Origin of the sequence: Apibacter adventoris (genome assembly GCF_002964965.1) — a bacterium.
GTDB classification, from domain to species: domain Bacteria; phylum Bacteroidota; class Bacteroidia; order Flavobacteriales; family Weeksellaceae; genus Apibacter; species Apibacter adventoris.
In genome coordinates, this window is the sequence record NZ_PSZN01000024.1 from 18884 (window position 1) to 40652 (window position 21769).

15 protein-coding genes are annotated in these 21769 nt (G+C 31.1%); 1 reads left to right on the forward strand and 14 read right to left on the reverse strand.

Features of this window, described 5'->3' with window-relative positions; translation table 11 throughout:
* Positions 1 to 59: 59 nt before the first annotated feature.
* The 11 genes from C4S76_RS11035 to C4S76_RS11085 form a co-directional block, all read right to left on the reverse strand.
* Entirely contained in the window at positions 60 to 2882 is a 2823-nt protein-coding gene (locus tag C4S76_RS11035; RefSeq protein WP_105194535.1) for an FAD-binding and (Fe-S)-binding domain-containing protein, read from the reverse strand.
* Positions 2883 to 2925: 43 nt separating this feature from the next.
* Complete coding sequence (locus C4S76_RS11040) at positions 2926 to 5295, reverse strand: hypothetical protein (RefSeq protein WP_105194536.1); 2370 nt, start codon at positions 5293 to 5295, stop codon at positions 2926 to 2928.
* A gap of 190 nt (positions 5296 to 5485) precedes the next feature.
* Positions 5486 to 6265, reverse strand: a complete 780-nt coding sequence (locus tag C4S76_RS11045) for a hypothetical protein (protein ID WP_105194537.1) — start codon at positions 6263 to 6265, stop codon at positions 5486 to 5488.
* Positions 6266 to 6292: 27 nt separating this feature from the next.
* Positions 6293 to 6916, reverse strand: a complete 624-nt coding sequence (locus C4S76_RS11050) for an aquaporin (RefSeq protein ID WP_105194538.1) — start codon at positions 6914 to 6916, stop codon at positions 6293 to 6295.
* Between the two features lie 17 nt (positions 6917 to 6933).
* Complete coding sequence (gene glpK / locus C4S76_RS11055; RefSeq protein ID WP_105194539.1) at positions 6934 to 8439, reverse strand: glycerol kinase GlpK; 1506 nt, start codon at positions 8437 to 8439, stop codon at positions 6934 to 6936.
* Between the two features lie 28 nt (positions 8440 to 8467).
* Positions 8468 to 9913 (reverse strand): hypothetical protein, encoded by a 1446-nt coding sequence (locus C4S76_RS11060; protein ID WP_105194540.1) that lies wholly within the window; start codon positions 9911 to 9913, stop codon positions 8468 to 8470.
* Between the two features lie 116 nt (positions 9914 to 10029).
* Complete coding sequence (locus tag C4S76_RS11065; RefSeq protein ID WP_105194541.1) at positions 10030 to 10893, reverse strand: hypothetical protein; 864 nt, start codon at positions 10891 to 10893, stop codon at positions 10030 to 10032.
* Positions 10894 to 11076: 183 nt separating this feature from the next.
* Positions 11077 to 12300 carry a glycerophosphodiester phosphodiesterase family protein gene (locus C4S76_RS11070; RefSeq protein ID WP_105194542.1) on the reverse strand — a complete coding sequence of 408 codons (1224 nt, stop codon included), beginning with the start codon at positions 12298 to 12300 and terminating at the stop codon, positions 11077 to 11079.
* Positions 12301 to 12331: 31 nt separating this feature from the next.
* Positions 12332 to 13255, reverse strand: a complete 924-nt coding sequence (locus C4S76_RS11075) for an HAD family hydrolase (protein ID WP_105194543.1) — start codon at positions 13253 to 13255, stop codon at positions 12332 to 12334.
* A gap of 11 nt (positions 13256 to 13266) precedes the next feature.
* A complete protein-coding gene (pgtP, locus tag C4S76_RS11080) occupies positions 13267 to 14637 on the reverse strand; it encodes a phosphoglycerate transporter protein PgtP (protein ID WP_105194544.1) in 1371 nt (456 codons plus the stop codon).
* A 49-nt stretch (positions 14638 to 14686) separates the two neighbouring features.
* Entirely contained in the window at positions 14687 to 16264 is a 1578-nt protein-coding gene (locus C4S76_RS11085; protein ID WP_105194545.1) for a glycerol-3-phosphate dehydrogenase/oxidase, read from the reverse strand.
* 283 nt (positions 16265 to 16547) lie between these two features.
* On the opposite strand from C4S76_RS11085, the gene C4S76_RS11090 reads away from it, so the two are divergent.
* Positions 16548 to 17315, forward strand: a complete 768-nt coding sequence (locus C4S76_RS11090; RefSeq protein WP_105194546.1) for a DeoR/GlpR family DNA-binding transcription regulator — start codon at positions 16548 to 16550, stop codon at positions 17313 to 17315.
* 65 nt (positions 17316 to 17380) lie between these two features.
* Here C4S76_RS11090 and glpC read toward each other — a convergent pair whose 3' ends face one another.
* Genes glpC through glpA form a run of 3 tightly spaced genes read right to left on the reverse strand, consistent with a single transcriptional unit; the run spans position 17381 to position 21510 of the window.
* On the reverse strand, positions 17381 to 18595 hold the full coding sequence (glpC, locus tag C4S76_RS11095; RefSeq protein ID WP_105194547.1) for an anaerobic glycerol-3-phosphate dehydrogenase subunit GlpC: 1215 nt from the start codon (positions 18593 to 18595) through the stop codon (positions 17381 to 17383).
* Positions 18576 to 19859, reverse strand: coding sequence for a glycerol-3-phosphate dehydrogenase subunit GlpB (glpB, locus tag C4S76_RS11100; protein ID WP_105194548.1), 1284 nt, complete (start codon positions 19857 to 19859; stop codon positions 18576 to 18578). The genes glpC and glpB overlap by 20 nt, the downstream gene beginning before the upstream one ends.
* Positions 19849 to 21510 carry an anaerobic glycerol-3-phosphate dehydrogenase subunit A gene (gene glpA / locus C4S76_RS11105; protein ID WP_105194549.1) on the reverse strand — a complete coding sequence of 554 codons (1662 nt, stop codon included), beginning with the start codon at positions 21508 to 21510 and terminating at the stop codon, positions 19849 to 19851. The genes glpB and glpA overlap by 11 nt, the downstream gene beginning before the upstream one ends.
* Positions 21511 to 21769: the final 259 nt, after the last annotated feature.

Below are 21769 nucleotides of genomic sequence, written 5' to 3' on the forward strand. Positions count from 1 at the left end.
TTATAACAATTCAAAGAGTTTATTAATTAATTCAAATAAAACTCAAGGTAAATTTAAGATTATCGGGTTACTTCATCTATCAAATAAAAAATAGATTTAAAATTAATATCGCTGTATTCCTCCATTCCTATTTCACAAGTTCGGCTCGTAGAATATCCTTCAGAGCAACCTGTATGGATTTGTTCTTTTAAGTGTCTTTGTCCATGTTGATTAAGCTCCGGATAGGTAAATCCTCGATCTCCAGCAAATCCACAACAATTAGTTTGTATTATATTTACATTTTTTGCACATAGTTGGGTTAGTTTCATTAGATCGTTCATAAGCCCTAATTTTTTAACCGAACAGATAGGAAATATGGTGGCATTTTCCTTAGGATTTTTTACTTTCAATTTAGGCATTACAAATTCCAACATAAATTTTATAGGATCATATATAGGTAAATCTTTATGAGAAAAATGAGAATGTGAAGTATAATAACAAGGACTCATATCATAAAGTATAGGATATTTTCCATTATCTGAAGCTTTATATAGAGCATCTTTCAGCTCCATTGATTTTTGTTCAGATTCTTGAACGTATCCTTTGCTACTAAAAGGCATTCCACAACATAAAGAATTAAGATTTTCAGGATAAATAACAGTATAACCTGCACGAATTAATAATTCTTCTGTTTTTTGTGTAAGGGAAACTTCTTCTGTAGGATATTTTTCAGATTTTCCCATAGCACGATTAATACATGATGGAAAATATACTACTTTTAATTCATTTCCTTCATGTACAGCATTAAGTTTAATTTTTTTAGCAGGATAAGGCATAGCCCGGTTCCATAAAGGTATTTTGTCAAAAGATAATTTTCTTATCCCAGAAGATAGGAAGCTCATTAAATGATTACCTAAAAATTTTTGTCCAAAATAAGCCACACTAAGACCTGTTTTTAAAAAAGAAGAAGTCCTCTGAAAATGGTCTGCAATATAACGTGCATTTTTTTTCTCAAAAGAACGTATTTTTTCTTTTCTTAAAGCTTTTACAAAAATACCTGTATCTATGCCTACTGGACAAGCTAATAGACATAAACCATCAGTAGCACAAGTTTCATCTACATTATAGTTAGATTTTTCTAAAAAATGTTTTAAACGTTGAGTATTTTCCCCGGTTTTTTTTAATCGCGCTATTTCACGGCTTACTACAATCCTTTGTCTAGGAGATAAAGTAAGACCTTCAGAGACACAAGATGATTCACAAAAACCACATTCCATACATTTATCAATCAAGTCATGTGCTTCCGGCAGTGGTTTTAAGTTTTCTAAATGAATTTTTGGATTAGGGTTAATAATAACTCCAGGGTTGATGAGTTTAAAAGGGTCAAAAGTATTTTTTATTTGTACCATAAGCTTATAAGCTGTTTCTCCCCATTCTTTTTCTACAAAAGGAGCCATATTGCGTCCAGTGCCATGTTCTGCTTTTAAAGAGCCGTCAAATTGATCCACTACAATTACTGCCAGTTCATCCATAAGGTCAGCATATCTTTTTACTTCTTTAGGATCTGAAAAATCTTGCGAAAAAACCAAATGTAAGTTTCCTTCCAGAGCGTGTCCGAATAATACAGCATCCTGATATTTATATTTTTTGAATAGTTTTTTTAAAGCTGTACAAGCTTCTGCTAAACGTGGAACAGGAAAAGCCACATCTTCGATAAGACAGGTAGTTCCTTTTTTTCGGAGACCTCCGACAGAGGCTAGTAAACCCTTTCTTGCTTTCCAATTAAAATTATATTCTTTAGGATCAGAGGTAAATTTGTAGGGTTGCAATATTGGAATAGAATTTACAGATTTTCGAATTATAGATTCTTTTTCCTGTATTTCTTCTTTATTGTTTGCTTGTATATCTACTAGTAAGACCCCTACAGTTTCAGGTAAGGATTTGAAATATTCAGGTGCATCAGGGTCATTTTCTACCGAACGTATACTATCACGGTCTAATAACTCCACAGCAGATACAGGACTCTCACGTAATAAAGGAACTGCTTCACAAGCTTGTTCTATGGTTGTGTAAATTAGAAGAGCACAGGCTTTGTATTTAAAATCGGTAACCGTATGGTAAGTAATATGGGAGATAAAGCCTAAAGTTCCTTCAGATCCTATCATGAGGTGTTTTAGAATATCTATCGGGTCTTTATAATCCACAAAAGCATTAAGGCTGTATCCTGTAGTGTTTTTAATTTTAAATTTTCTTTTGATTCTTTCATAAAGTAAAGAATCAGAAGTTATATTATCTCTTATTTTTATTATATTCTGTATAATATCAGAATGTTCTTTTTTAAATTGTTCAATGCTGTAAGGATCAGAAGTATCTAATATGGATCCATCATATAGTATTATTCTAATATCTGCAATTGTATTATATGAATTTTGAGAAGTTCCACAACACATTCCACTAGCATTATTAGCCGCTATGCCCCCAATTCTGGCAGAATTAATCGAGGCCGGATCCGGACCTATCTTTTTAGCATATGGAGATAGGAAAATATTAGCACGCGCACCAACTATTCCAGGTTGCAATTGTATTTTATTACCCCCATCCAGAATAGTATAATTATTCCATGAATGAGTGGCAACTATAAGTACTGAATCTGTGATTGCTTGTCCGGAGAGACTGGTTCCTGAGGCTCTAAAAGTTACAGGAATTTTCATTTTTCCTGTGATTTTTAGTGTTTCTATGACTTCTTTTTCAGAATGTGCTTGTACAACGATTTTAGGGATAAGTCTATAAAAACTGGCATCGGTTCCATATGCCAGGGTTTTTAAAGGATCGGTAACTAATCTTTTAGGAGGTATTTTTTTAGATAGCTCCTTTAATAAAAGGGAATATTTTTCAGGTAACATAAATTTATATAAGGTTTTATTATATGGATAAAAGAAAGCTTAATTAAATCTCCAAGGTCAACTTTATATAAAGATTTTTATCTAAATTACTTACCTGATAGGCACCTAATCTACAATATACTCCGACTCCTATAATTCCCAATAAAAGTTTATTGGCTTCTACTCCAAACTCTTGGTAATAATCTTTGGGAACATCAAAATCTAGTAACTGATGGTCACTTTTATTTTTCATTGTTCCTATGAGACCGTTGTATATAAGAGCAAAGTGCAGAGATTTAAATTCACTGACTCTTATCGGTCTAAGATAATGAGTAAATTGGATTGATGCAAATTTATCTGAAAAAAATGAAGCAGGATCCATAGTTTCAAAGCTTTGAAACCCTCTTACACTAAATCTTCCCCAAAGATTGTGTCCATGTTTGGCTACCCCCATACCTTCGTAGGTATTCATAATAGGTGTTTCTCCGAATATGGCCCCTAAATTACCTGTTATTTTAGTATTACCTAATTTGTTCATAAATGTATATACGGCAGATAAATACAATCTATGTGTGGCTGTACTACGATCAAAAAGATTCCATGATTTGGAATAGGTTAAATAATAATATGGAGGGCTATCTTTAAATGTAGTTCTGCCGACAGGGGTTTCTAAATATTTAACTTTTGGAGCATATCTTAATCTTATAGCTGTATTAACAAAATTAAACCAGGTATCTTTGTTATAATCTTTAAAAAGATAATCAAACTCAGCACGTTGTCTTTGATAATCTACAGAAAAAGTAATATCTAAATTTTTGAAAAAATCTTGTTGATAGGAGAGTTCTAGTTTTCTATAACTAAAATAAGTGTCATTATATATATTGTTGGATTTAGCGGATATTTCATCTTTAGGGGTAAGGTACTTTATTTTAGTTCTACCTGCAGGTAAAACGTCAGTTTCTGCTTTAAAAGAGAGTTCTCCTCCTTGTTTCTTATTTATAAAAAATTTAATTTCTCCTCCTGCTTTCACTTCTTCATCTCGGGTTGCTTTGGCTATATATCCCCCAATTTGAAAATTGGTGCTCAATTTATAATTTGTATGTCCTCCAAGTTGATAGCGGAAAGATTCATACATATTATGGCTAAATAAATTATAGAGATCGAGACTAAAAAAGCTTAATTCTAATTCTCCGGATGATAAGCTTCTTAAAAAGCGAAGTTTAGATTCCAGTTTATATTTTTGAAAGATTTTATTTAACTGATTATATGTAGAAGCTTCTCTAAGAGTTAGACTATCAGTTCTTAAAGATGCAATTTTTTCATTTGAATTTTGAGATACGTTTTTATCAATTTGGTATTCATATCCTTGAAATTCTTTAGCGGTAAAAGATACCGGACTTTCAAAATTTAAAAAATGTGATTCTACTGTTGAGGTAGTAGTAAGTTTTGTTATAGTATGTAGTCCTTTAGGTAGTATTTTATTAATTTTATTTATAAAATTTTTACTCAGAATTTTTGTTTTCATATATTCTGATTCGGCATGCCATATTCCTTGGTACGGAGTGTAAACTATTTCATAATAAACATCAGAAATTTTTGATGTATTACCTAGTATTTTTACTAAAGCAAAACTTTCTGCATCTACAAAAATATCAAGATTTCTGTAAAATTGTGTTTCACTTTTACCTTTGGAATACATTAAAATTTCATATGTTTTTCTACCATTTATATTTAAACTATCTATGAATTTTACTACATTATTTTGTATTTCTTTAGGTTTTAGTATTTCCGGATATGTATTAACCATTGATTGAGACATTGATATGTTATATAATTCCGGATTATTTAATCCTCCTGCTTTATATGCTGTAATAATGGCTTTTTTTCCATATTTTTTATCGTATTTATATACCATAATTCTTTCTCCTATAAAAAGCAGATTTTTTTCCAAAAGTTGTTTAAAAGCATTGTTTAAACTATCTAATTTCCTTTTGGGATTTGTGATATATTTCACCGAATCGGAAGGTACATCTAAAGTAAATTTTACATAAGAGTTAAATCTATAATTTTCTAAAAAATCAGGATTATTTTTGGATCGATTTATCCAAGATTTTTGTATAATTTTAAGAGCCAAAGGATCACTTTTAGGGTTTGTTTTTGGTGGAAATAAATAAATAGTTTTATTTAATTTTCCTAAAGTTTCTGTTTTCTTTGCGAAACTATCTGCCAATATTAATATTTTGTCTTCTTTATTATTTATATAAAAAATACCTTGATCATTTGTTTTTCCTAATAAATTTTTTGATTCGTCATATATATGAGCATTAACTACGGGTTGTTTATTATTAATATTAACAACTTTAATTTGTAATTGGGCAAATGCTTGTGTAAATAGAAGGAGATTTAGAAAAGATATAAAAATTTTTCTACTCATAAAAATGGTTAGCTCGACAGATTTTTATTTATAAAATTATTCCTGCCCAATTTTAGACATTTAGAATACAAATGTAACAAAAGATATTTTATTTAATACAAAAAGCAATAATTTAATTATAAGAATAAAAAAAACCTATGCAAGCTTGCATAGGTTTTTTATTGTATAAAAGTTCAATATTGTCTTCTATTTAAAATAAAGATGTAGCTATCTGTACTCGAGCTTCTTTATTTGATGGATTCCACATAACAGTGGCAGATACAGGAAGTTTATATCCTAATACAGGAATATCTTTAGCGGCTTTAAACCCAACATTAACTATATCAAAATCATGTTTTCCATTTCCATAAAAATGGGACTGTCCACCATTTAAAGGAAAAGCTCCACCACAGAATAAGTTTACATTAATTTTTTCATTATCAATAATTGGATAGCTAAGTTCTACGTTAGTGGAAAATCTTTGATCTCTATCTTCATTTTCTTTTCTATCATCTCCAAAAAATGAAGAAACTAGATCTAATCTTAGAGGGAATTTTTCAGCAAAAACTACATATCCTCTTAAATCAAGTCTGTGCCCGGTGTCTTTTCTGTCATAATTCCAAATATCATTATTTGGATCCCCCTTCTTTCTTCCTGTAGAGTTGAATACATCCCAAATACCTATACCGTATCTTTTTGTACCATAATTTATGTAGTAATTGATTTCATGATAATGTTCACCATTATTATCTGATAACCCCATACCACCCCAAACTCCTATTTTGAGATTTTTGTTTCTATCTAATGAGTAATTTAGATCTACAGCAGCGATAGGAACATCAGAAACTATTATCCCTTTCCATAGGTGATTGGATTTTAATTCTAGGTTAAAATCAAATCGATCCAGGACTTTATCCAGATTATTTGTTTCCTGACCATAAGAAATTATGGTAAATATTGTTGTTGTTAAAAGTGCAATAATTTTTTTCATTTTTTTATAATTTTAATTTGTAAGTTATTATTTTTTATATTGCACTGAAAATGATTCTAGAGGAATATACCATTGATTGTTAATATTCCTATTATAGGACCTAATAAATAAAGCTATAGGTACAGAGATTAAAGAACTTAATCCAAAAATTGATGAATTTTCATTAATTTTAAAATACCCTATTAAAATGTAAAAAATTGTAAATGTAAGTACATAGATTCCTATTATTTCTGATATTGGATTTTTAAGATAATTTTTTATAGTTGGATTTGTACTAAATACATCTTTTTTAAAATTCGGGTTTTTAGTAGTATCTAAATTATTTTTGTATTGGATATATACTAAAATAGTTCCTAAAACAGCACCTATTAATTGTGAAATAATATTAATTTGTATTTCATTACATAGTAAGTTTTCTGCTATAGCTCGTTTTATTTTAACTTCTGGAATAGAATGTACTTTATTTATGATTACGGAAATTATTGCTCCCAGAAATACAATAAAAGTAAATCCGGAAGCAATATTAATTAACCTTGATCTATTACCTACAGTTTTTTTCAGTGCAAGATTTGTACAAACACTATTTCCTATTAAAATGGCTAAGAGTAATGTACTAATCAATTCTGTAAAATGTATATATAAAGGGACCATTTTGTTAATTCTTGTGGTTATTTATCTTCCTCATCTACCCAGTTAAGAACTCTGCCTACTGCTTTCTTCCAACCACTTATATTATGGGCTACATCTTCAGCTTTCATTTCGGGTTTAAATATTCTATCTATAACTCTTTGACTTTGAATCTCATCTATATTTTTCCAATAACCAACAGCTAATCCAGCTAAATAAGCAGCTCCTAAAGCGGTTGTTTCTAATGTTTTAGGTCTAACTACATTAAAACCAAATATATCAGCCTGAAATTGCATCATTAGATTATTAGCACAAGCTCCACCATCTACTCTTAATTCAAGGTCTTTAACCCCGGAGTCAGCTTCCATAGCTTTTACTAAATCATATACTTGATAAGCAATACCTTCTAAAGTAGCTCGGGCTATGTGTCCATCTGTTGTTCCTCTTGTTATTCCAAGAATACCGCCTCTTGCATAAGGATCCCAGTAAGGAGCACCTAATCCAGTTAAAGCAGGTACAAAATAAACCCCTCCATTATCTGGAACTGTTTTTGCTAGGTTTTCAGTATCCGGAGAGGTTTTTACTAGTTTAGCACCATCTCTTATCCATTGTACTGCAGCACCTCCTACAAATACACTTCCTTCTAAAGCATAATGTGTTTTTCCATTTATTTTCCAAGCAATGGTAGTTAAGAGGTTATTTTTAGACATTACAGGTTTTTCTCCTGTGTTCATTAATAAGAAACATCCGGTACCATAAGTATTTTTTGCCATTCCTGGTTTATCACATAATTGACCAAAAAGTGCAGCTTGTTGGTCTCCTGCAATACCTGCAATCGGAATTTTAGTAGAGAATAAGGTAGTTGAGGTTTCTCCATATATTTCGCTACTTTGTTTTACTTCAGGCAAAATAGATTTTGGGATGTTAAATAATTTTAACAAATCTTCATCCCATTGCATGGTATGTATATTAAATAATAATGTACGAGAGGCATTTGATACATCTGTAACATGCATTTTCCCAAAGGTTAATTTCCATATTAACCAAGTATCAACTGTTCCAAAGCATAATTTCCCTTGTTCAGCTCTTTCTCTTACTCCGGGAACATTATCTAATATCCATTTAACTTTTGTTCCTGAAAAATATGCGTCAAGGATTAATCCTGTTTTTTCACGAATTTCTTGCGTTAATCCTTGTGCTTTTAATTCATCACAATATTTTGCAGTTCTTCTGTCTTGCCAAACAATAGCATTATAAACGGGCTCACTGGTTTCTCTATCCCAAATGATTGTTGTTTCCCTTTGGTTGGTAATTCCTATTGCAGCAATGTCTAATCCAGAAACGCCTTTTTTTGCAATTGCTTCTGCTGCTACAGAAATTTGAGAAGACCAAATTTCTTCCGGATCATGTTCAACCCAACCTGGTTTAGGGAAATGTTGGGTATAATCCCTTTGTGCAACAGATGTAATTTCACCGCCATGGTTAAATAAAATAGCTCGAGAAGAGGTAGTTCCTTGATCGAGAGCTAAAATAAATTTTTCTTTCATTTTTTTGTGTTTTTAGTTAAAATTTTAGTTAAAAATTACCTTTACTATTGTTGTATAATACAATTTGATAACTTAAACCAAACCAGTCATTTGCAATTTTTGGTCCACCGGTTTCATCTCGGTGTTGATAGAAAGCAGTTATTTTTGCCATTCTAGGGCTATTTGGATATACGTAATAGTTTACTCCAATAGTATAAAGGTTTAGTTTTTCATAGTTAAATCCTGAAATTGCTTTATTTCCTTGATCATAATATTCATATCTTGCTACCGGTTCAATATGGTTTGTAACGTTATAGCCTACTAAGAATGAATATCCTAATTTGTTTACTTTTATAAAGTCATGTTTTGTATAATCTAAATTTCCACCGGCAGATGATGTTAAATTGTAATCTCCTGTTTTAGGATTAAAGAATCTAACTTGTTTGTGTGTACCATAATCAAATTTAAATTTATATTTATTAGGGTTTATATAATATAGATAACCTGAATAAGCCCAAGATTGTTTATATCCCATACCAGGAAGGTTTACGCTACCCATATGACCTCCGAATTCAATATTTTTTATAGGGAATAAGTGTAATGAGAAATCCCAACTTTTAAATTCTAGTCCATGATTTCCTTGGTCTACATTTGGGCCATCATTAAATCCAGACCAGTATCTATCTCTATTACTATCGCTGTTATGCCAAAAGAAAGAGTATTTTACCCATTTCCATTTACCATAAAGATCTATACCATAGTGTCTTAAGTCAGGAGCTCCTTGGTCAGTACTTTGATTTTCTGAGGTGTAAGTGAAATCGACTAAGTCTATGTCATAGGCAGAGGTTTCATTTGCAGCTCTGTTTCCAGCACCTTTGAAACGCCCAATTTGCACTCCTAATAATTTATGAAAATCGTATTTGATAAATGCGTCTGTAATTTTATTAGCATGTAAATTCCAAGTAACACTAGCACCTAACTTTGGTGTAATTTGCATGTCGGTGTGCAAAAATCCAATTTTAAATGCTCCCGGTTGGAAGTTGTAACTAGAATTTGCTTCTTTATAAACGTTTTTATCGCTAGGAACTTCTTGATATATAGTTTCCAATACCATACCAATTCCGTATTTAAGGGTAGGGGTAAAGCTATTTTCATCACCTCCTAATATATCTTTAAGGAAATTAAGTTTAATTCCATCTTGTAATGCTGATCCTTCGCCGGTTACACGTTGTATAAAAGGTTTTTCTGTACGAGCAATTGTATCATAGCTCATTAAATTAAGAGTTCCTGTAGAAGTGTTTTTTACAATTTCGGTATTTTCATTTTTAGTTTTTATAGCTTCTTCTAAGGCTTTATTTTTTTCTTCAAGTTCTTTGTTTTTAACATTTAGAGCTTGTTCTAAAGCCTCTACTCTTTTTTCAAGATCAGATTTCTCTTGCGAGTATAAAGAAAAAAAAGGAGTTAATAATATTAAATATAAAAGTTTATATTTCATAATGATGTGTATTATTAATAAGGTAATTTATTTTGTAAAAATAAGGCAAAGACTAATATTAATTGTCTTTACCTTATTGTTATTTATCATATCTTTTAATGAGTCAAATCATTCTATTATTTAATTCTTTCAAAAATATATACTTCATGGATTTCTTTATCGTACCCAGGATAAAATCCTGAAGGCATTCCCATTTTTATGATAGATCCTCTGTTATTAAGAATTAATAAATCATTATTAGTTGGATCAATAGTAATTCCTTCTATCTCACCTTCTTTTTTAAACTCAGGAATAGATCTAAATAAACTTACATTGGTTCTTGTTTGGTCATCAGATGTATTAACGTCTGCTATGTAAATGTTATCGGGTTCGTTTAAGTCCGCATCTCCATCGTCTGCAGTAATTAATACTTTTCCGTTATTATAAAAAATTCCTTGTTGCCATTGTGGAGAAGGCTGTAAATGAATTTTGCCTATATATTTTTTATTTTTCAAGTCATATTTGTATATATAGTTACCTTGTGTCCAATCTGCCATCCAAGCTATATCATTTTGTTTATCAATGGCGATACCGCATACTTCTGGTTGTTCAATTTGTCCGAAATCGATAGAATATTTATAATCTAATGTTTTAGCATCATATACAGCGATTTGTATATTTCTAACATTTCCGGATTCAAAAAATTCAACGCCTGTATAAACTTCTCCATTATATACATCAATATCACCGAAATGGTTTACTTCTTTTTTAAAGTATATAAAAGGTTTTTCATTTTTGGTAATTAATTTTCCTGTTTTATCATATTTAAATAGAGCAGTACTACTAGATACATAATAGAAGTCTTTATCAGCAGCTATACCTTGTCTGCCATCTACAGTAATTACGTTTTTTAACTTGTAATCTTTTCCAGATTTTGCAATCTCTTGTGCATTTATTGTTGTAAATCCTAACAATAAAGCAGCCAATAATAATTTCTTCATGTTATTGTTTTTATTATTTAAGTGTTATATTTTATAAATTATACTAATATTCTGTGAAATGATCTCATATTATAATGAGTACATTATTACAAATGTTTAGTTATATAGAAAAATTATACTGTTTTAAATAAATATAATATTTAGGAAAAATTTTAAAATGTTTTTTCATTTTAATAAATTTTTTTAATAACCTAATGTTGTTAATACTGTTTTTGCATCTTGATATGCGGGCCCACCGTTTCTTAAGCCTTTGCTATGATAAAATAATATTGTCATGTCTGATTGATTGGTAAACATCCCGTCAGAGTTATTGAAATATTTTTCCATTTGTTCTTTATTATCAAAAGAGTAAGGGTGTATTTTCATGCCAGATTTATGTATTAAATCGGCTTGCCAAAAATTCAATAATTCTGGCCAGTTATCCGGAGGAGTACCACCAGCTATAGAAGGTCCAATGAATTGTGCTAAATTATCTAAACCAAAATTAATGTGTTGTATATAGGTTGATGTTTCATCATTGTGAATATCATCAGGACCCGTTCCTTTCCAAAAAAGTAGTGCTGTTGGTATTTTTCCGTTAAATATACTTTTTAGGATTAATAAACTTTCATGAGAAAATGTTTGTAATACAACTTTACCATTTGTATTTCCCACATTTATTTTTCCATTTTTAAATTGTGCTGTTTCTGTTGCTGGTTGTGTGTTAATATTCCAACCTAATCGGTTTAATTCTTTTTCTAAAGCTTGTTCTATTCCTGGATTTAAAGCAGGTTCTTTAGTTTCAACATAAATTCCGGGTCTATTTCCGTTATCATTAGGGTCTTGCTCATATTCAAAATTATAAGATCCGTCTGAGTTTTTGCTCCATATTCTTTCACCTTGTGCATTTCTTTTTAATCTTTTTCCTTCTGCATACATAATAAGGTCTTCAAGAGTAGAAATATATTGATGTTGATTTTTAAAACTAGACCTTGCTCTGTCTGGATTGTCTTTATTAAACCAACTTCCGGCATCAAGTTTTAATAATTCTTCATAAGTAAATGTTGAAGTTGGGTCTTTGGCACGGTTAGGATATATATCTTTAATATTTGTGGTCCTTGTCATTACATTATCATGCATAACTAAGATGACCCCATCTTTAGTCATCTGTAAATCGGCTTCCAAATAATCAGCACCTATATTTCTGGCCCATCTATAAGCGGATTCAGTTGACTCCGGTGCCCAATAGGATGTTCCCCTATGAGCTATGATAGCATTATCAGGAACATAATCTCTAACAATTTTCATTTCAGCCGTTAGTGAATGTAATCTTTCGCCACGTAATGGAAGTGCATTATCGTCATCGTCACTGCATGCTATTGTTAGCATACTTAAACAAGATAAAAGAGCTATTTTAATGGATTTCATAAATTATTGATTTTGTGGTTTAGTTAAATATTTATGGCTTAGAAGTATCTTTATTTTTTCTTATTTTCCATTGTTTAGTGTGATAATTAATATTTGAATCTTCTGAATCTTTACAATAAACAATGATACCGTCATTCTTTTCCCAATAAGATTTTACAGTGTATCCTCCAATTACTCCATCTTCTTTCGGACGTACAACTTCATTATCTGGATTAACTATAATTTTTAGACCTGCAGATTCATTAAGCATATCTAGATCACCACGACTATTTCCGCCAACGATAAGTGGCTTGGTTTGAATAAAAGTTTCTATTGTGTAAGCTTTTCCATCGTCTTGAGGTATAGGTAATATTATTTGTTTGGTTGATAGATTGTTTTCAATTACAGATTTCACTCCCAATACATTTAACGGAGGTATTTCCAATTCATCTGAAACAAATTTTTGATATAGCAGCTCTGGAGAAGCAGTTAGTATCCAAACTTCAAAACCATAATTTTTCAGGTTTTTAATTAGTTCTTTCATTTCGGGATACATCTTATTTTTGTAGGTTTTTTGATAACAATCTACACCTATTTGTCTAATTTCTTCAGGAGATAATCCGGAAAGAAAATGAACACGGTCTTCTACATAATTTTTTCCAACATTATTACCATCCTTAACCATTCTATCCAGAATTGCTAACTTTTCTTTAGATATTTCATCAGTTTTTCCTCTGTAATTATTATCTGCATACATATAAAGTGCTTCATCAGCAAGATAATATGGTACTTGACCAAATACGGTACCATCGCAATCAAATACAGCTACTTTTCTTTCTTTAGATTTTATTTGAGAGTTTAAAAATTTTTCAATTTTTGTATTTGCCTCTTTAGACCAACCTTGAATATAGCTGTATTTTTGCGCATTTATTAAAGAAATTTGGGCTAAAAAAATATATAATAATAATTTTTTCATTACTTTTTTGTTTATTTTTTTAGCATTTTAAGTTTTGATTTTTTATTTTCATCTGGAATAGTAAAAGCCATTAAAATAGAAGCTATAATACAACTTCCAATTAATAATTCAAAACCGGCACTCCAGCCATAGTGTTCTGCAATATATCCCATAAGAATATTGGATAGAACAGCGGTTCCTATAAAATAACCGAAGAAACCGGTAAATCCGGCAGAAGCTCCTGCTGCATTTTTAGGAGCTAAGTCAAGAGCATGTACTCCAATCAACATTACTGGACCATAGATTAAAAATCCTATAGATATTAAAGCTATGATATCTATCATCATGTTATTTTCATTTTTCCAATAAACAAAAACAGCAATCATTACTAACAGCATAAAGATAATTGTAGTAACCGCTCTTTTCCCTTTGAAAATTTTATCGCTAATCCATCCACAAATAATGGTTCCAGGTATAGCAGCAAATTCATAAGCAAAATATGCCCAGCCTACTTGTTTGATATCGTATCCTTTTACTTCTTTAAGGTACGTTGGAGCCCAGTCTAATACACCATATCTTACGAGATACACAAAAGCATTTGCCAGTGCTACAACCCAAAGAATTTTATTGTTTAAAACATATTTAAAGAATATTTCTTTTGCAGATAATACTTTTTCAGATTCTTGGCTATAGTCTGCAGGATAATCATTTTTATATTCTTCTATAGAAGGAAGTCCACAAGATTGAGGATTATCCCTAATTAATGCATAAGCAAGTAAGGCAATAAGTATAGCAATTACTGCAGGAACTCCAAATGTACCAAATTTCCAAGAATGTTGGATTCCTAATAAGGCTATATAACCGGTAGCACTAGAAGTTACAGGGCCAATTAACATTCCCCCTACATTATGTGCCGTGTTCCAAATAGACATTTTACTACCTCTTTCAGATGAAGAGAACCAGTGGGTCATAACTCTACCACAGGGAGGCCATCCCATTCCTCCAAACCAGCCGATTAAAAATTGAAGAATTCCAATAATAAAAACATTGGAAACTCCAAAATTAGTACCGGCAATAATTATAGTTAAGGAAGCTAATATTAAACCGAGGGATAAAAATTTACGTGCATCACTTCTATCAGAAATTCCTCCCATGACAAATTTAGAAATACCATATCCAATACCATTACAGGCTAAGGCTGCCCCTAAATAGTCTTTAGTGTATCCAAATTCTTTTTCTAAAAATGGCATAGCTAGAGTCAGGTTTTTTCTAACTAAATAATAAGCAGCATATCCTGCATAAATACCAATAAAAACCTGAAGACGTAATTTTTTGTAAGATGCATCTATTTCAGATTCTGGTTTACGCTTTATAGGCTTGGGAGGTGTTAAAAAATTTGACATTTTTTTTAATTTAATAATAGTTGTGTGTTTAAGTTATATTAATTTTTTGTTAGTAATCTACTAATAAATAGCCTTTGGCTAAATCTCTAAATTCATTTACTTCTTTTTCAATCCATTGATTATCATGCCCTAGTTCTTTTGCCATAATTTTAGCGACTGTTTCTGCACAATCAATGGCCGCTCTTGCGTCTATAAATAATAAACGTACTCTACGAGCCAGGATATCTTCAACTTTTTCAGCCATTTCTGTTCTTATAGCCCAAATGATTTCTGCTTTAGTATAATCATGATTAGGGTGTATTTTTTCAGCATATTCACTGTTTTCTTGTTGTAATTTTAAAATTTCAGGTATATCTGCCCCATAAATGTATAAATGATTAGTTCTATCTACTTTTTCAGCAGGAATATTTCCATGTATAGAAAGATTTTCTGTTTTACATGGTTTATTAGGAATTTTATTTATTTGTATGGCTTTATTAATAAAATCTTCAGCCATTTGTCTATAGGTAGTCCATTTTCCTCCTATTATTGAAATCAAACCGGTATTAGAAACCATTATTTTATGACTTCTGGATACCTCTTTTGTACTTTCTCCTTCTTTTTCAGGAGCAGCCAAAGGTCTTTGACCAGCAAAGACTGTTAAAACATCTTTTCTTGTAGGTTTTTTTGTTAAATATTGGGAAGCGGTAGATAATACAAATTCAATTTCCTGTTCCAGAGCTCTAGGTTCTAAACTTGGGTGTTCTACTAAGATGTCGGTAGTACCTACAACAATTCTATTGTGCCAAGGGACAGCAAATAATACACGTCCGTCGCTAGTTTTAGGGATCATTAAAGCACTATCTCCTGGTAAAAAGGATTTATCTAAGACAAGATGAATTCCTTGGCTAGGAACAACAGTTTTTTTATGGTTAGGATCATTCATATTCAAAATGTCATTGGTAAATACTCCAGTGGCATTAAAAATTGCTTTTCCTTTCACATTATATTCGTTTCCATATAATGCATCTTTTACTTTTACTCCAATTATTTTCCCTGCATTGTCTTTTAATAAATCAGTCACTTTTATATGATTAATAACGGTAGCGCCATTTTCTACGGCTGTTTGTGCTAGGTTAACCGCTAATCTTGAATCATCAAATTGACCATCATAATATACAACCCCTCCTCTAAGTTTTTCTTTTTTAATAGTAGGAAGCTGTTCTATAGTTTTTTCTTTATTAATATGTACAGATTTTCCTAAACTTAGTTTTTTTGATAACATATCATAAAGTTTCAGACCTATCGTATAGAAAGGTCCGTCAAACCATTTATAGATAGGAATTACGAAAGATTGTTTTTTTGCTAAATGGCTAGCGTTTCTTTCTAATAGCCCTCTCTCTCTTAAAGCTTCTTTTACTAAAGATACATCTCCCTGGGCAAGATATCTTACCCCACCGTGAACTAATTTTGTAGATCGGCTTGATGTAGCTTTAGCAAAATCATTTGCTTCAAATAAAATAGTTTTATATCCTCTGGTAGCTGCATCTACAGCTGTACCTAAACCACTGGCTCCTCCTCCGATAATTATTACGTCCCATTCAACATTAGAGTCGTTTAATTTTGATATTTGCTCTGTTCGTTTCATTTTAATTATTTTTTTATTCTTTTCATGTGTGCCGTAAATATACAAAAAAACAATACGAAACCAGAATGTTTTTTTTAATGATATTTTTCAGATTTGTAGTAAACCTACTATTTATATGTAGTTATTTGTTAAAAAACAAATAATTATTAATATAATATTAATAAATAATATAAAAAATATATAAAAATATCATTTCAAATTTATATAGGAAAATGTATAAAAATAAAGAAAAAGTTAATTTATTACTGTTATTTTTTCGTTATATTTAGCCCAAAAACGAATCATGGTTAAGTTAAATGGAAGACAACAGATAATTATTGATGAGTTAAATGATCAAAATTTTATTAAAGTTAATGATCTTTGCGAAAAGTTAAATGTATCTGCTGTAACTATTCGTAAAGACTTGCAATATCTTGAAAATAAAGGATTATTATATCGTACCCATGGTGGAGCAAGTAAGCAATCTTTATATGCTTTTGAAAAGAATATCAATGAAAAGGAATTCGTTCAAGTTGCTCAAAAACAAAAAATAGCGAAAGCGGCATTACAATTTATAAATGATCATGATTTTATTATTCTTGCTTCTGGGACTACAGTTTATTATCTAGCAAAAATTATTTCTGGATATGAAAAGTTAACGGTAGTTACTTCAGCCTTACAAGTTTCAATGGAGTTAAGTAATGATCCATTTACGGATGTGATTCAATTAGGTGGAGATTTGAGAAAAAGTTCTGTTTCTGTTATTGGAGCTATTGCAGAATTAGAACTTAAGAATTTTTCATGTAATAAATTATTCATAGGAATAGATGGGATAGATTTAGATTTTGGATTATCAACTTCTAATTCTACTGAAGCTCATTTGAATAAAGTAATGATTGATCAATCTGAAAAAGTCATCGTTCTGGCCGATTCTACTAAAATCAATAAAAGAGGATTTGGACAGATTTGTTCTTTGGATAAAGTGGATGTTTTAATTACAGATAATGATATTTCCGAAAAAGATTTAATTTCTTTTGAAGATCATGGTATAGAAGTAATTATAGCTAAATAGAATAAATTTAAATTAAAAAAATCTTACAATTTTTGTAAGATTTTTTTAATTTAAATGATAACTTATTAGTCTTCTATAGCATTAGCTAAAATACTTATCGGATTTTCGCATGCTTTTGTTGTAAACATTTCAATTTGCCACTTACATGTTTCACAATCTGTAGCAACCAAGTCAAATCCACCTTCTTCAATTTGTTTGAAAAGAGGATCCCCTATTTTTTTGGAAACTTCATGATTTTCTTTTTTAAATCCAAACGTTCCGGCAATTCCACAACAATTAGAATCTAAAACAGTAACTTCAGCATTCGGAATTAGCTTAAGTAATTCTATAGAATAATAAGACCATCCTAATTTTGCCATGTGACAAGGTGTATGATAAGCAATTTTTAATGGTTTATTTTTAAATTTTAGCTGAAGATTAGTATTACTTAATAGTCTGTAAACATAGCGAGTTGCTAATTCTATTTGATCTTTTACTTTACTGTTATCTACACCCAAAAGATGTGGATGTTCTTCACGAATAGTAAAAGTACATGATGACGATGTAGTAATGACTGGAAGTTTTTTATCTATTACGGATTTACGAATTTCTCTTTCATCCAACTCAGCATTTTTTCTTGCTTTGTCAATAAAACCATTAGAAACTAAAGCAATACCACAACATCGTTCTTTTTCAAGCAACTGAACTCCTATTTTTAATGAGTTAAGTACCTTTATCATATCTTTTCCTAATTGAGGGTTGTTATAGTTAACATAACATCCGTGAAAATAAGAAACCTGCGTAGAAAATTCTTTTTGTTTTTCAGCTACTTTTTTATACCAGCTTTTAAATGTTCCGAAAGAATATTTAGGTAGACTTCTTCTTTTATCAATTTTTAAAACAGGCTCAATTAGGCTTTTAATGGGTTTTGCTGATGTCATTGCATTTACAATAGGAGCAAAAGGAGTGGCAAGAGAACCCATAAAATCAGTGTGAGCTAAAATAGCATCTCTAAGAATTGGCTTTTTCTTACTGTATTTAATACGGGCCAATTGGATAATATCCCCAATTTTAACATTTGAAGGGCATGCCACTTCGCATCGTTTACAATTAATACAATATTTTAAAGATTCGTCATAAAAATTAGCGTCTTTTAATCGTAATCTTTCTCCATCTGGTCCAGCTTGTTTTGGTCCGGGATAATCTGGATTAACTTTAGAAACGGGACAATACACAGTACAAATAGTACATTTTATGCATTGTTCGAAATTATTTTCACTTTTATTGAGTAATAGGTTCATGAGTTTTTTCTTTGGTTAAAATTTGTTCAGCAACATGTAGGGCAGAAAGTATGGATACTCCAGCTCCGCATCCTTCTTTTAATGGATTAAAACCACTAAGAGTGGCTCCTGCAACAAATAAGTTGTCGATAGGTTGATCATCTTTTATTGCATTAAAGTTAGAATTTGTTTTCACACCAAATTGCTGGTAATTTTGTCTATCAAATAAATTAGAGTTGTACCAATCGGCTCTATCAGTTAAATAATCGGTATCTAAATTAAATACTGGCTCATATACTTGCTTAGTATCAGCTATTAATCCTTGGCTGAAAAAGCTTCCGGAGGAAAGTATTATATTTTTAGCAATAAATGGAATATCTCCATGATTATGTGTATATATTTTAGATACATGGTATCCTTCTACATCAGCATGAACTACGTTATCTCCCAGCATGTAGATTCCACCTAATTTTGTAAAATAATTTTTTAAATATTGTTGTGTGCGAACACCTACTAATGATGGCGGAAATGTAGGTACCAGAAGAATGGGTTTTCCTATTTTTTTAATGAGTGTAGGTAAGATTTCAGTATTTTTAAATCCAATGCAATCAGGGAAAATAATGGCATCACTATTTTTACTGTTTTCAGAAAAAATTTTAGCTAAAGTATCCATGTTTTCTTCTTTGTCAAAAACAATGGAAAGATTAGTAGATCTGAATTCACTAGGATTTTTCCTTACAGCATCTAATTCAGGAAGGTTAAAGTATTTTATTTCAGTTTCAATATGAATTTTTTCAAGAGCTTCAGAAATAAATTCAGGATGAAAATCTAGAAACCCTTCTATATTAAGTATAGAAACTTTTTTCCATGGAAGTTTTTCATTATCTTCATTATAAGCAAAGTTTGGCATAGTTAGCCAGGTAGGCTTTAATACCCCCATAGGAGTAATCCTGTAATGATTTTTACTAGAAGTACCATGTGCAGGAATCTCTATTTCTAAAAGAAATTTTTCTGCTTCTTTTGCTAATTTTACAAATTTGGATTCACCGATTTTCGCATATGGGTGATTAGGGGCTTGTTGAGCAAGATCTTTTATAGAAGCTTCTGGGTTTTGAACAGGACTTCCATCCGGTAAAAAATTTAACAGATCAAAAGAACCCGAAAAAAAATGTAAGGCGCTTTGTCCTGAAGATATAATCGCACATTTTTGTCCGTGCTGTAATAAGCGGATCCCACTAATTAAACCTGTTAACCCACCACCTATTATTACTGTATCAAATTTCATCTTTTGCTTTTTTAATTTGTTCTTGAGATAAATTTAAACCACATACTCCTTCATATACCCAACTTGTAAATTCACTTTCCCTTAAAGTATCCCCCCAAGCAATGGGTCTGATTCCTTTCCATCTTTCGTTAAGGAATATAGATAAATCTTCTTTAGATTTATCTGTATTTAATGCCTGATAGTGGTTCATAAGTCCTGTAGCTCTACAGGCACAAAGTTCTCCTTGGCAGGTTCCCATACCAACACGGGTTCTTCTACGAAGATCTATAAGGTTATTTACATGTAATTCTTGAATTGCATATTCTACTTCACCGGCAGAAACTTCTTCACATTCACAAACTAAACTGTTGGCTGTAACTGTATTTTTTGACAGATTCTCTGCACGATCACCCATTCTGTATATGGCAGATTTCCTAATAGAAGAAGGGAATGATGCCATTTTTTGATTTATCTCTTCTGTGCTTTGTTGTGAACCCGGAAGATTTTCATCGGCAGTAGTACATGGAGTGGAATTATTTAATTTTTTACACACTAAATCTGTAGCCCATTCTGCCATTAATCGATAGGTCATTAATTTTCCTCCTGTAATCGTTATAAATCCTTCTAATCCGTCACGGGTGGCATGGTCTAGCAAAACAATACCTCGGCTTACATTACGACCAGATGGGTCATCATCGGAAGCGACCAAAGGCCGAACTCCTGCATATCCTCTTAAAATTCGGGTTTGAAGTAGGATAGGAGCTAATTTTTCTCCTTCTCGGATTAAAATATCTACTTCTTCAGGGGTAACATACATATCATCTATTTCATCATAAGGAACATGTGTAGAAGTAGTTCCGATTAAACATATGGTATCTCCAGGAACTAAGATGTCAGCATCTGCAGGTTTACGGCATCTGTTTAATACCATTTTATTTACCCTATGTCCAAAAATAAGTAAAGCTCCTTTTGCTGGGAACATTTTTATTTTTAGATCTGCATATTCAGCTATTTTTTGTCCCCATATTCCTCCAGCATTCACCACTATGGTGGCATATAATTCTTTTTCTTCTTTTGTTTTATGGTCGTATACTTTAACACCTATTATACGATTTTGTTCTTTAATTAATCCTAAAACTTCATGATAGGTTAAAATTTCTGCTCCATGATCTTTGGCATCCATGATGTTAGAAAGTGTAAGTCTAAAAGGATCTACAGTACCATCGGGAACTTTTACAGCGCCAATTATAGAAGGGTTAGCAGAGGGTTCCATTCGTAAAGCTTCTTTAGGATCAATTGCTTGGGCATCAATTCCTGCTGATTGGCAAGATTCAATAAATTTAGTTTGATAAGCAATATCATCTTCAGGGAGAGTTAAAAATAACCCGTCAGTTTTCTCAACACAATGACTGGCAATTTTTTTAAGAGTCATATTCTCTTTAATACATTCTTCTGCGGATTCTCTATCGGTTACCGCATAACGACTTCCACTATGTAGTAACCCATGATTTCTACCGGTAGCTCCTCCTGCGATATCATGTCTTTCTAGCATAAGTGTACGTAAACCTCTTCTAGCACAGTCTCTTGCAGTTCCTGCGCCAGTTGCACCCCCTCCAATAATAATTACATCCCAAGGGTTGGTTTTACTTGAATTTAAAGATTTTATATTCACAATGATTTTTGTTTATTTTTACACTTCAAAAATACGAAAGGAAACGAAACAAAGTGTAAATTAAACATGTGATATAAGTCATTTTTGTTTATATGTTTTCATTCTAAATTAGGAACTATTGATAGTGTTTTATCATTTTATATTTTTTTCAAAAACCTTTATTATAAAATGTTTGTAAAAAAAAATGATAAAAAATGTTATTACATTGGCAAAGTAAAACCATATGAAATCTAATTATTACATATTAGTTTAAATACAG